General features: G+C 72.5%; 13 protein-coding genes. 6 read left to right on the top strand and 7 right to left on the bottom strand.

Features of this window, described 5'->3' with window-relative positions:
- The first annotated feature begins 241 nt into the window (after nt 1-241).
- On the top strand, nt 242-460 hold the full coding sequence (locus AB0J12_RS23240) for a hypothetical protein (RefSeq protein ID WP_363266269.1): 219 nt from the start codon (nt 242-244) through the stop codon (nt 458-460).
- A 24-nt stretch (nt 461-484) separates the two neighbouring features.
- A complete protein-coding gene (locus AB0J12_RS23245; RefSeq protein WP_363266270.1) occupies nt 485-778 on the top strand; it encodes an antitoxin in 294 nt (97 codons plus the stop codon).
- 120 nt (nt 779-898) lie between these two features.
- On the opposite strand, the gene AB0J12_RS23250 is transcribed toward AB0J12_RS23245, so the two are convergent.
- The 4 genes from AB0J12_RS23250 to AB0J12_RS23265 all read right to left on the bottom strand — a co-directional run bounded on the left by AB0J12_RS23250 (nt 899) and on the right by AB0J12_RS23265 (nt 5,038).
- Nucleotides 899-1,606 carry a class III extradiol dioxygenase subunit B-like domain-containing protein gene (locus tag AB0J12_RS23250; RefSeq protein ID WP_363266271.1) on the bottom strand — a complete coding sequence of 236 codons (708 nt, stop codon included), beginning with the start codon at nt 1,604-1,606 and terminating at the stop codon, nt 899-901.
- Nucleotides 1,607-1,733: 127 nt separating this feature from the next.
- The gene (gene miaB / locus AB0J12_RS23255) at nt 1,734-3,251 is read right to left on the bottom strand and encodes a tRNA (N6-isopentenyl adenosine(37)-C2)-methylthiotransferase MiaB (RefSeq protein ID WP_363266272.1); all 1,518 of its coding nucleotides are present in this window, start codon (nt 3,249-3,251) and stop codon (nt 1,734-1,736) included.
- A 150-nt stretch (nt 3,252-3,401) separates the two neighbouring features.
- The gene (locus tag AB0J12_RS23260) at nt 3,402-4,058 is read right to left on the bottom strand and encodes a response regulator transcription factor (RefSeq protein WP_363266273.1); all 657 of its coding nucleotides are present in this window, start codon (nt 4,056-4,058) and stop codon (nt 3,402-3,404) included.
- Nucleotides 4,055-5,038, bottom strand: a complete 984-nt coding sequence (locus AB0J12_RS23265; protein ID WP_363266274.1) for a sensor histidine kinase — start codon at nt 5,036-5,038, stop codon at nt 4,055-4,057. Before AB0J12_RS23265 ends, AB0J12_RS23260 begins: the two co-directional genes overlap by 4 nt.
- Nucleotides 5,039-5,329: 291 nt before the next feature.
- On the opposite strand from AB0J12_RS23265, the gene AB0J12_RS23270 reads away from it, so the two are divergent.
- Nucleotides 5,330-5,815 carry a TrkA C-terminal domain-containing protein gene (locus tag AB0J12_RS23270; RefSeq protein WP_363266275.1) on the top strand — a complete coding sequence of 162 codons (486 nt, stop codon included), beginning with the start codon at nt 5,330-5,332 and terminating at the stop codon, nt 5,813-5,815.
- Between the two features lie 7 nt (nt 5,816-5,822).
- Nucleotides 5,823-7,076 (top strand): cation:proton antiporter, encoded by a 1,254-nt coding sequence (locus AB0J12_RS23275; protein WP_363266276.1) that lies wholly within the window; start codon nt 5,823-5,825, stop codon nt 7,074-7,076.
- 127 nt (nt 7,077-7,203) lie between these two features.
- Here the strand turns inward: AB0J12_RS23275 and AB0J12_RS23280 are convergent, their stop codons facing one another.
- Nucleotides 7,204-7,617, bottom strand: coding sequence for a MazG nucleotide pyrophosphohydrolase domain-containing protein (locus tag AB0J12_RS23280; protein WP_363266277.1), 414 nt, complete (start codon nt 7,615-7,617; stop codon nt 7,204-7,206).
- Between the two features lie 88 nt (nt 7,618-7,705).
- On the opposite strand from AB0J12_RS23280, the gene AB0J12_RS23285 reads away from it, so the two are divergent.
- Nucleotides 7,706-8,704, top strand: coding sequence for a TAXI family TRAP transporter solute-binding subunit (locus AB0J12_RS23285; RefSeq protein WP_363266278.1), 999 nt, complete (start codon nt 7,706-7,708; stop codon nt 8,702-8,704).
- 145 nt (nt 8,705-8,849) lie between these two features.
- Here the strand turns inward: AB0J12_RS23285 and AB0J12_RS23290 are convergent, their stop codons facing one another.
- A complete protein-coding gene (locus AB0J12_RS23290; protein WP_363266279.1) occupies nt 8,850-10,280 on the bottom strand; it encodes a HAMP domain-containing sensor histidine kinase in 1,431 nt (476 codons plus the stop codon).
- A 10-nt stretch (nt 10,281-10,290) separates the two neighbouring features.
- A complete protein-coding gene (locus tag AB0J12_RS23295; protein WP_363266280.1) occupies nt 10,291-10,980 on the bottom strand; it encodes a response regulator transcription factor in 690 nt (229 codons plus the stop codon).
- 296 nt (nt 10,981-11,276) lie between these two features.
- On the opposite strand from AB0J12_RS23295, the gene AB0J12_RS23300 reads away from it, so the two are divergent.
- On the top strand, nt 11,277-12,053 hold the full coding sequence (locus AB0J12_RS23300) for an amino acid ABC transporter ATP-binding protein (RefSeq protein ID WP_363266281.1): 777 nt from the start codon (nt 11,277-11,279) through the stop codon (nt 12,051-12,053).
- Nucleotides 12,054-12,106 lie beyond the last annotated feature (53 nt).

The raw sequence follows: 12,106 nt of genomic DNA on the forward strand, positions 1-12,106 counted from the left end.
CACCAGTTTCGCAAACCCCGGACCCTGTCCTCGAACGAGTTACGTGACGCGGTACGAGCGAGGTCGTTGCCACCTTGCGAGATCCCGTCACCGGCTCGTCGGGAGCGGTGATCCCGGTGGCGCAATCGGACGCACCGGGCTACGCGGAATTTCGCCCGGACGAGTACCGTATGGAGTTGATATGGGCGTTTTTGCGAAACTTTTTCGGAGGTCGGGGGCCACGGCGGCGGCCGAGCAGGCCGTGAACGAGCCCTCCGCCGACGACGCTGAGGCGACGGAGAGCGCGGAAACCGAGACCCCCGAGACCGCCGAGGCGACCGGGCCCGGTGAGGCGACCGAGGCTGCCGAGCCCGGGGCGAGCGAGAAGGACGAGGAGAACGCGGGGGCCGCCGGCATCCCCCAGCAGCAGTCCGCCGAAGCTGCCGCCGACAGCGAGGCCGGTGAGAGCGCCCACACGTAACTGTCCCGCCAGGGAAGGTGGACCATGGGTCTGATGGACAATCTGAAAGCCAAGCTCGGCCCGGCCAAGGACAAGGTGTCGGACCTCGCGCAGCAGCACGGGGGCAAGGTCCAGCACGGCATCGACCGGGCCGCGAAGGTCGTCGACGAGAAGACCAAGGGCAAGTACAGCGACAGGATCCAGACGGGCACGGGCAAGGCGAAGGGCGCCATGGACCGGCTCGCGCACAAGGGCGGCGCCGCGGCCGACGGCGGCGCGGCCACCCCGCCGACCCCTCCCCCGGCCACCCCGCCCCAGGGCCCGCCGCCCACCTCCTGACCCCGGCCCGCCATGGCCGGGGGCGTCAGGGCCCCGGCCACAGGCGCACCAACGGACGGCCGCGCACTCTCATGGTGCGCGGCCGTCCGGTACCTGCCCTCGCGTCGCCTGTGTCCGGCGCTAGGACCAGGTGGCGACCAGGTAGCCCACGCCGTACGGCGCGTCCTCGTACAGCAGCGCCCCCGACAGGTCCGCCTCCGCTGCGGCTCCCGCCAGCACCTGCCACGGGGCCCGGCCGGAGGCCTGCAGTTCGTCCGCGAGCCGCGCGTCCAGTGCCCGCAGCGCCGCCACGTCCGCCGCGCCCAGCGCCCGCGCCACCCCGGCGTCGAAGGGCGCCGCGCGTTCGTCGAGGTAGCCCGGCGCCTTGACGGTGCGGCAGGCGCTGGCGTCGCCCATCACCAGCAGCGCGACCCGTTCGGCGCGCCCGGCGAGGTCCGCGCCCAGCTCGGCGCACCGCTGCGGCGCCAGCGTCCGCGCCACGGCCAGTCCCTCGATCGGTGCGTCCGCCCATCCGGTCCGCCCCAGCAGCCAGCCGGCCACCGCGAGCGAGACCGGCAGCACGGGCCCTGCGGCCGCGTCCTGGCCCTCGCCGAGGGTTACGTCGACGTCCACGCCGAAGCCTCGGAACGAGCCCCGCGCTCCCTGCGGGTACGACCCCGCCTCCTCGGCGGCGCCGACGACGACCAGCCGGTCGGGGCGGGCGGCGGCGAGGACACCCAGCGCGTCGGTGCAGGCGGCACGGGCGGCGTCCAGCTCGGGAGCGGCGCCCGTGGCGACCTCGGGCACGAGGAGCGGCGGGCAGGGGCAGACGGCAGCGGCGACAAGCATGATCAGCAGATTACGCGGTCAGTACCGGACGGACGCGTCCAGCCGTCGACGGCGACCCGGGTCGGGGACGGTCCGTCCCGCGGCAGGTCCACCGGGCCGGAACGGGCCGGTCCGCCGCGGCCGCAGGTCAGTCGCAGCCGCAGCCGCTGCCCGTGGCGACCGGCAGGGGCGCGGGTGCGCCGATCTTCGGCAGCCCCAGCATCACGCCGGCCGGCTTGGCCTGCTCGGCCTCCTGACGCTTCTGCCAGGCGTCGCCCGCGCGGGTGCGGCGCACGTCCAGCACCGGGCCCTCGGCGAGGAGGTGGTGCGGCGCGGCGTACGTCACCTCGACGGTGACGACGTCTCCGGGGCGCACCTCCTGCTCCGGCTTGCTGAAGTGGACCAGGCGGTTGTCGGGGGCGCGGCCGGACAGGCGGCGGGTGGCGTCGTCCTTGCGGCCCTCGCCCTCGGCGACCATGAGCTCCAGCGTGCGGCCGACCTGCTTCTTGTTCTCCGCCCAGGAGATCTCCTCCTGGAGGGCGACCAGCCGCTCGTAGCGCGCCTGGACGACCTCCTTGGGGATCTGGTCCTCCATGGTCGCGGCCGGGGTGCCGGGCCGCTTGGAGTACTGGAAGGTGAAGGCCTGCGCGAACCGGGCCTCGCGGACCACCTGCAGCGTCTGCTCGAAGTCCTCCTCGGTCTCGCCGGGGAAGCCCACGATGATGTCGGTGGTGATCGCGGCGTCCGGGATGGCGGCGCGGACCTTCTCGATGATCCCGAGGTAGCGCTCCTGGCGGTAGGAGCGGCGCATCGCCTTCAGGACGGTGTCCGAACCGGACTGCAGCGGCATGTGCAGCTGCGGCATCACGTTCGGCGTCTCGGCCATGGCGGCGATGACGTCGTCGGTGAAGTCACGCGGGTGCGGGGAGGTGAAGCGGACCCGCTCCAGGCCCTCGATCTTCCCGCAGGCACGCAGCAGCTTGCTGAAGGCCTCGCGGTCGCCGATGTCGGAGCCGTAGGCGTTGACGTTCTGGCCGAGCAGGGTGATCTCGCAGACGCCCTCGGCGACCAGGGCCTCGACCTCGGCGAGGATGTCGCCGGGGCGGCGGTCCTTCTCCTTGCCGCGCAGCGCGGGGACGATGCAGAAGGTGCAGGTGTTGTTGCAGCCGACGGAGATCGACACCCAGGCCGCGTAGGCGCTCTCACGGCGGGTGGGCAGCGTGGAGGGGAACGCCTCCAGCGACTCGGCGATCTCGACCTGCGCCTCCTCCTGCACGCGGGCGCGCTCCAGCAGGACGGGCAGCTTGCCGATGTTGTGCGTGCCGAAGACGACGTCGACCCAGGGGGCCTTCTTCACGATGGTGTCGCGGTCCTTCTGCGCGAGGCAGCCGCCGACCGCGATCTGCATGCCCGGCCGCTGGGCCTTCCTCGGCGCGAGCCGGCCGAGGTTGCCGTAGAGCCGGTTGTCGGCGTTCTCCCGGACGGCGCACGTGTTGAAGACCACGACGTCGGCGTCACCGTCGGAGCCCTCGGGGGCGCGCACGTATCCCGCGTCTTCGAGCAGGCCGGCGAGCCGCTCGGAATCGTGGACGTTCATCTGGCACCCGTAGGTGCGTACTTCGTAGGTCTTGACGTCCACTGCGGGGCTCCGGTCGCTGCTGCTCATGCCATACAGGGTAGGCCGTTCCGGGACCACCCCGATCCGGCCTGTGGACAAGGAGCCGCAGGGCCTGTGGACGGGCAGCCGCCGGGCCGGTGGACGGGCAGCCGTGAGGCCCGGGGACGACGGGCCGCGGGGCCGGCGGACGAGCGGGGCTCAGGGGTCGACGAGGCCCGCGCGGATCGCGTAGCGGGTCAGTTCCAGGCGGTCGCGCAGGCCGAGCTTCTGCAGGATGTTCGCGCGGTGCCGCTCGACCGTCTTGACGCTGATGAACAGCAGGTCACCGATCTCCTTGGAGGTGTGCCCCTCCGCGACCAGCTTGAGGATCTCCTCCTCGCGCTCGGTGACAGCGCGCTCGGGCAGACCGTCGCCGCGGTGGAGCCGGTCCAGGTAGGAGCGGACCAGCGCCCGCTCGGCGCCCGGGTAGATGAACGGCTCGTCCCGCATGGCCGCCCGGCACGCCTCGACCAGGTCGCGGTCGGCGACGGACTTCAGCACATACCCGCTCGCACCCGCCTTGAGCGCCTCGAAGAAGTATTGCTCGTTGTCGTACATGGTCAGGATCAGCAGGCGCAGACCGGGCAGCCGCCGCGACAGCTCGCGGGCCGCCTGCAGGCCGGTCATCCGGGGCATGGCGATGTCCAGCACGGCCAGGTCCACCTCACGCGCGCGTGCCAGCTCGACCGCCTCGGCCCCGTCGCCGGCCTCGGCGACGACCGTCAGGTCCGGTTCCGACTCGAGGATGAGGCGCACGCCCCGCCGTACGAGGGTGTGGTCGTCGGCGAGCAGCACGCGGACGGGGCGGCCGGTCACCGGGGAGCTCCCGCGTCAGGGTGCGGCGTGCCCGGCGGTACGTCGGCACGGTGCGGTACGCGCAGCCGTACGTCCGTCCCGCCGCCCGGCGCCGCTGCGACGCTCAGCCCGGCGCCGACCAGCAGGGCCCGCTCGCGCATGCCGCTGATGCCGGCACCCTCGATCGCCCCGGCCGTGCCCCGGCCGTTGTCCCGCACCAGCAGCTCGACGCCCGCGGCGTCGCCGCGCAGGCGCAGCTCGGCGCGGTCGGCACCGGAGTGCCGGGCGGTGTTCGTGAGGGCCTCCTGCGCGACCCGGTACAGCACGAGTTCGGTCTCGCCGGGCAGCGGCGTCAGGTCGGCGGCGAGGTCGTGGCGGACGGTCAGCCCGTGCCCGGTGAACTCGGCGGCGAGGGAGCGCAGTGCGCTGTGCAGCCCCAGTTCCTCCAGCAGGGCGGGCCGCAGCCGGCGGGCGATGCGGCGGATCTCGTCCAGCCCGGCGCGGGTGGCCTCCTGGGCCTGGCCCACCTCCTCGCGCAGCTCCGCCGGGGCCCGGTCGGCGACGCGGCGGAGCTGGAGCAGGACGGCGGTCAGGGTCTGGCCGACCTCGTCGTGCAGCTCGCGGGCCACCCGATGGCGTTCCCTCTCCTGCGCGGACAGCACACGGGCGGCACCGGCGGCACGCTCGGCCGCGAGCCGGTCGAGCATCGCGTTGTACGTCGTGATCAGCCCGGCCGTCTCCGCCGGACCGGCGACCTCGGGACGTGCCCCCGGGCGCAGCAGGTCGGCGGTGGCCATGGCCCCGGCCAGCCGGGTGAGCGGGGCGAGCCCGATCCGCAGGACGGCGGCGTTGACGGCCAGCAGCGCGGCCAGCCCGCCGACCACCACCAGCGCCTCGCCGGGCAGCACCGGGGTCGAGACGGTGACCGGGCCGAGCAGCAGCGCTGTGGCGATCACCAAGCCGACGGCGTTGAGGCAGAAGATCCGCCAGAACAGCGACACGCGCCTGGCACCTCCTCGTCTTCCGTTCCCCCACGGCTCTGTTCTTCCGTCCGCCCGCGGCGCCGCCGTGACGTCCGCCCACGGGTCTGCCGTGCTGTCCGCGCACGGGTCTGCCGTGCGGTGTGCCCACGGCCCTGCCGTGACCAGCCTCTCCGCCGCCCGCGTACCGCGTCCATCCGTGCTGACACCCATGTCGCCACCGTACGGAAGGGTGGCAGCATGGCCGCTCGGCACCGGCCGGGAACGATCACCGGCGGTGCCCGTACCACCGGCGAATGAAGGGGAAGAAACGTGTCTGCGCCGCGCCTGAGGGCGACACCGCTGCCAGGTATCGGGGTCAAGTACGACCTGGTGACACGCGAACAGGGCCATCTGTCGGTGGTGGCGCACCGGGACGGCACCCGCACCCTCAGCGTGTACCGGGCCGACGACCCCGATTCCTGCGCGCACTCGCTCCGGCTGACCGGCTCGGAGGCGGACTCGCTCGGCGACGCGCTGATGCCCGCCCACCACAGCCCGAACCTGCTGCACACCACGGACCTGGGCCTGGTGGCCGAGCGGATCGAGATCGCGGCGACCTCGTACTGGAACGGCCGGCTGCTCGGCGAGACCCGGATGCGGACGCAGACGGGCGCGTCGATCGTGGCGGTGCTGCGCCGCGCCGACGCCGTGCCCTCCCCCACGCCGGACTTCCGGCTCGCGGGCGGCGACACGCTGATCGTGATCGGCACCCGCGAGGGCGTGGACGCCGCCGCCGCGATCCTCGGGCGGGAGTGAGCCGCCGGTGCACTCCTCCGCGGTTCTGCTCATCGAGTTCGGTTCGATCATCCTCTGCCTCGGCCTGCTCGGGCGGATGGCGGCCCGCTTCAGCTTCTCGCCGATACCCCTGTACCTGCTGGCCGGGCTCGCGTTCGGCGAGGGCGGACTGCTGCCGCTGGGGGCGAGCGAGGAGTTCGTCGCCACCGGCGCCGAGATCGGCGTCATCCTGCTGCTGCTCATGCTGGGCCTGGAGTACACGGCCAGCGACCTGGTCTCCAACCTGCGTACGCACTATCCGGCGGGTCTGGTCGACTGCGCCCTCAACGCGCTGCCGGGCGCGGCCGCCGCGCTGCTGCTTGGCTGGGGGCCGGTGGCGGCCGTGGTGCTCGCCGGGGTCACCTGGATCTCCTCCTCCGGGGTCATCGCCAAGGTGCTCGGTGACCTGGGCCGGGTCGGCAACCGGGAGACACCGGTCATCCTCAGCGTGCTGGTCCTGGAGGACCTGGCCATGGCGGTCTACCTGCCGATCGTCACCGCGCTGGTGGCAGGCGCGGGGTTCGCGGCGGGCAGCGTGACCCTGGCGATCGCGCTGGGCGTGGCGGGCGTGGTGCTGTTCGTCGCGGTCCGCTACGGCCGCCTCATCTCACGCTTCGTCTCCAGCGACGACCCGGAGAAGCTGCTGCTGGTCGTGCTGGGTCTGACGATCCTCGTCGCCGGCGTGGCGCAGCAGTTGCAGGTGTCGGCCGCGGTGGGCGCGTTCCTGGTCGGCATCGCGCTGTCCGGGGAGGTGGCGGAGGGGGCGCACGCGCTGCTGAGCCCGCTGCGGGACCTGTTCGCCGCGGTGTTCTTCGTCTTCTTCGGCCTGCACACCGATCCGGCGAGCATCCCGCCGGTGCTGCTGCCCGCGCTGGCGCTGGCCGCGGTCACCGTCCTGACGAAGATCGCCACCGGCTACTGGGCGGCCCGCCGCGCCGGGGTCTCGGTCAAGGGGCGGTGGCGCGCGGGCGGTGCGCTGGTGGCGCGCGGCGAGTTCTCGATCGTCATCGCCGGGCTCGCGGTGACGGCGGGCATCGAACCGTCCCTGGGCCCGCTGGCCACGGCGTACGTCCTGATCCTGGTCGTCCTCGGCCCGCTGACCGCCCGCTACACGGAGCCGCTGGCGGCCCGCTGGTCCCGGCGCCGCGCCGCCTCACGCGCCGTGGCGGCGGCACCGGCGGGCGTGGAGGCCGAGGCGGCAGACACCGAACCGCGGCAGCGGACGGCGGTCCCACGGGACTGAGACCGACTGAGACCCGCAGGCGCAGACGCCTGACTGCGGGCTCGGGCCCCTGACTAGGCATCCGGCACTCCGGCCCCTGACTACGACCTCAGGCCCCTGACTGCGGGCTCAGCCCCTGACTGCGGGCTCAGGCCGCGCTCTCACCCCCCGGCTCCCATCCCTGCCGGCGCAGCACGCCGGCCACGTCTGGTGCCTCGTAACTCTCCCCCTTGAGCACCTTGCCGTCGGCGCGGCGGGCGACCTGGCCGTCGGGGCCGAGCTTGGTCATGTTGGAGCGGTGGATCTCGGCGATCACCTGGTCGAGGTCGATGCCGTGCACCAGCGCGGTGCCGTACGCGACGTAGACGACGTCGGCCAGCTCGTGGGCGAGCTTGTCGAGCGGTCCGGTGACCGACACCTCGGCGACCTCCGCGGCCTCCTCCGCGAGCAGTTCACCGCGGTGGGCGGCGAGCGCGGGCGGCACCTCGGTGGGCGTGCTGCGGGCGTCGAGACCGAAGGCGAGGTGGAACTGACGGACCAGGTCGGCGGGGGAGGTACTCATACGGGCGACTGTAACGGGCGCCACTGACAGCCTCGCTCCGCCCGCCGCCCCTGGTCAGCACGGCGCAGGGCCTGGCAGGATCGCGCCCATGTCCAAGCTGCTCCCCCGTATCGGCAGGCGCCGGGCCCTGACGGGCGCGGCAGCCGGCGTCGTGGCGCTCGGCCTGCTGCTGTGGTGGCTGCTGCCGCTGGGCGAGGAGCCGCCGAGCGGATCGATCACCGTCAGCACGGGCACCCCGAGCGGGGTCTACCAGGACTACGGCAAGCGGCTGCGCACCGCGCTCGCCAAGGACATGCCGCAGCTGAAGGTGCGCCTGCTGACCAGTGACGGCTCGCAGGAGAACGTCACGCGCGTGGCGCGCGGCCAGGCCGACTTCACGATCGCCGCGGCCGACGCGGTGGAGACGTACGAGGTGAACGGCGGCCAGGGCGCCGACCGGCTGCGCGGCGTCGCCCGCCTGTACGACGACTACGTCCAGCTCGTGGTCGCCCGCGACTCGGGCATCCACTCGGTCGCCGATCTGCGCGGCAAGCGGGTGGCCATAGGCCCGCCGGAGTCGGGTGTGCGGCTGATCGCGGACCGGGTACTGCGGGTGGCGGGCATCGACGCGGACAAGGACATCACGCCCGAGGCCGACGGCATCGGCAGTGCGCCGAAGCGGCTGCGGGACGGCGCGATCGACGCGTTCTTCTGGTCGGGCGGTGTGCCCACCGACGGGGTACGGCAGCTCGCCGGTTCCTTCCCGATCCGGTTCGTACCGATCGGACCGGATCTCGTCGCGCGGCTGCACCGCGAGGGGGACGCCTCGCGCTACTACCGCGCCACCAACATGCCGGAGTCGGCCTACCCCACCGTGCAGAACGGCGCGGCCGTCCCCACCATGGCGGTCTCCAACCTGCTGATCACGCGCGCGGACATCGATCCACGGCTGACCGAGTGGGTGACCCGCACGGTCATCAAGAGCCGCGACGGCATCGGCGCGCACGTGCACTCCGCGCAGCTCGTGGACCTGCGCACGGCGATCTACACGGACCCGCTGCAACTCCACGAGGGCGCACGGCGGTACTACCGCTCGGTGAAGCCGTAGAGCCGCCGACCGTCACCGCACTGGCCGCTCGATGAAGCCGTAGAGCCACCGAACGCACCCGCCACTCCGTGGTGCAGCTGTAGAGCCACCGACCACACCCGCCGCCCCGTGCAGCCGGACGCCACCGACCGCACCCGCCGTCCCTTCAGGCGGGCGCCGCGTCCTGTGTGGACGCCGGCTGCGGGGCGTGCCGGGGCACCGTCACCGTCACCACCAGGCCGTGCGGCTCGTGGTGGCCGTAGGAGATCGAGCCGCCGCCCGCCGCGAGCAGCGCGCGGGTGATGGACAGGCCGAGGCCGGAGCCCTTGACGTTCTGGTGCCGGCCGCTGCGCCAGAAGCGGTCGCCGACGCGGGTCAGTTCCTCGTCGGTGAGACCGGGGCCGTTGTCGGTGACGACGACGGTCACGGTGTCGCCGCCCGCCGCGACCGCCACCTCGACGTGCTCCCCGGCGGGCGTGAACTTCACCGCGTTGTCGATCACCGCGTCCAGCGCCGACGACAGCGTCACCGGGTCGGCCCAGCCGGTCGTGGGCGGGCAGTCGCCGACCAGGCGTACGCCCTTGGCCTCGGCGGTGGGCGCCCAGGCCGCCACGCGCTCGGCGGCGAGCGCACCGATGTCGGTGGTCTCCATGTCCGCCTCGGCGTGCTCGGCGAGCGCCAGGTCGAGCAGGTCGTCCAGGACCTGCGCCAGCCGCTTGCCCTCGGCCTGGACCGAGGCGATCTCCGTATTGCCCTCCGGGAGTTCGAATTTCAGCAGTTCGATGCGCAGCAGCAGCGCCGCGAGGGGGTTGCGCAGCTGGTGCGAGGCGTCCGCGACGAAGGCGCGCTGCTGCTCCAGCACATCCTCGACGTGGTCCGCCATCTCGTTGAACGACTTGGCCAGCCGCTGGAGTTCCGGCGGCCCGCCGGCCGCCGCCACCCGGGACTTCAGGCGTCCGGTGGCGATGTCGTGGGTGGTGGCGTCCAGGACGCGTACGGGCTTGAGGACCCAGCCGGTCAGCCGGAGCGCGGCGCCGACGGCGAGCAGCATCGCGGCGACGAGGCCCGCGCCGATGACCAGCCAGCCGCGCAGGATCCGCGAGCGCATCTCGCCGGTGGGCGAGTCGGTGACCACCACGGCGACGACGTCCCCGTCGCGGATCACCGGTGAGGCGACGACGAGCCGGTCGCGCTGCCAGGGCCAGACCTGCTGCGGATCGTGGCTGCGCCGGCTGAGCAGCGCCTCCTCGAAGGCGGCCCGCACCTCGCCCGTACGGGGGAGGAAGAACCCCGCGGGGGCGTGCGCCATGGGCGTGTCGGTGCGGTAGAAGACGCCGGCGCGGATGCCGTACACCTCGTAGTAGCTGGCGAGTTCGTGGCTGAGGGTCTCCAGCCGTTCGTCGCCCGGGTTGCGGTCGATGGTGGCGGCGGTGTCGACGTACTGCGCGAGGGCCGCGAAGCGTGCGGTGTCGTCGATCCGGTCGACGACCACTTTCTGCTGCTGGCCGGCGGCCACGCTGACGGCCAGCGGGATGCCGAGGGCGAGCAGGACGGCCGCCATGAGGACGATGAGCAGCGGCAGCAGGCGTGTGCGCAACCCGTCCCCGCTAGGCGGCCGGGGCGACGAGGCGGTAGCCGACGCCGCGTACGGTCTCGATGAGGGCCGGCATGCGCAGCTTGGCGCGCAGGGAGGCGACGTGCACCTCCAGGGTCCGGCCCGTTCCCTCCCAGCTGGTGCGCCACACCTCGCTGATGATCTGCTCGCGGCGGAAGACCACGCCGGGCCGCTGCGCGAGCAGCGCGAGCAGGTCGAACTCCTTGCGGGTCAGCTGGACGACGCTGCCGTCGACGGTGACCTGACGGGTGGGCAGCTCGATACGGACCGGACCGAGGTGGACGGCGGTCCCGGTGCTGTCGGTGGTCTCCTCGGCGGCGGGGCGGCGCCGGCTGACGGCGTGGATACGGGCGAGGAGCTCCCCGGTGTCGTACGGCTTGACCACGTAGTCGTCGGCGCCGAGGTTGAGGCCGTGGATGCGGGAGCGCACGTCGGAGCGGGCGGTGACCATGATCACCGGCGTCGCGGTGCGCTTGCGGATCTTGCTGCACACCTCGTAGCCGTCCTGGTCGGGCAGGCCGAGGTCGAGCAGGACGACACCGAAGCCGGGACCTTCCGGGACGAGCGCCTGCAGCGCCTCCTCGCCGTTGCGCGCGTGCGTGACGTCGAAACCGTGCCGGGCCAGGACCGCGGACAGTGCGGCGGCGACATGGTTGTCGTCCTCGACGAGCAGCAGTCTCATCCCGGCCTCCTCCGATTCATCAGGCGTACGGTTTGTCTAAGTAACAACGCGTGCACGCCCGCGTGCACCATGGCAGTCACGCTGATGGACGAGGATGGCGTCAAGAGGGTTCCGGTGGGTCCGGGCTTTAGTTATCCGGCCGATACGTGCCCAGGTGGCCCCCAGGTCCGCAGTGCTACGACATGTGTCCGATTGCTATCGGATCGTGATGCTCAGATTCCCCTCAGATGTAATGACGCTGGTCGAGGCTGGTTACTACATTCCTCCGAAACCGAGGAGGACGGAGCCTGAGAGCCATGACCGAAGTATCGGTGGCCAAGCAAGACGTGGCCCCCACCGACGAACTCGTCGTCCTGAAGAGCGTCAACAAGCACTTCGGCGCGTTGCACGTGCTCCAGGACATCGATCTGACGATCGCGCGTGGCGAGGTGGTCGTGGTCATCGGACCCTCTGGGTCCGGTAAGTCCACCCTGTGCCGCACCATCAACCGCCTGGAGACCATCGACTCCGGCTCGATCAGCATCGACGGCAAGCCGCTGCCCGCCGAGGGCAAGGCCCTGGCCCGGCTGCGGGCCGATGTCGGCATGGTCTTCCAGTCCTTCAACCTCTTCGCGCACAAGACCGTGCTCGAGAACGTGATGCTGGGCCAGGTCAAGGTCCGCAAGGCCGACAAGAAGCAGGCCGAGGAGAAGGCGCGCGCCCTGCTGGACCGGGTCGGCGTGACCACCCAGGCCGACAAGTACCCCGCGCAGCTCTCCGGCGGCCAGCAGCAGCGCGTCGCGATCGCGCGGGCGCTGGCCATGGACCCGAAGGTGATGCTCTTCGACGAGCCGACCTCGGCGCTCGACCCGGAGATGATCAACGAGGTGCTGGAGGTCATGCAGCAGCTCGCCCGCGAGGGCATGACGATGGTCGTCGTCACCCACGAGATGGGGTTCGCACGTTCGGCTGCAAACCGCGTGGTGTTCATGGCGGACGGCCGGATCGTCGAACAGGCTGCGCCCGACCAGTTCTTCAGCAACCCGCGCAGCGACCGGGCCAAGGACTTCCTGTCGAAGATCCTGCACCACTGATCCGGCCGCGCGCCCGACGCGCCGCCCCGCGCCCCGCATCGTTCCTCACGCAA

This window comes from Streptomyces sp. NPDC049915, from assembly GCF_040656475.1.
Classification (GTDB): domain Bacteria; phylum Actinomycetota; class Actinomycetes; order Streptomycetales; family Streptomycetaceae; genus Streptomyces.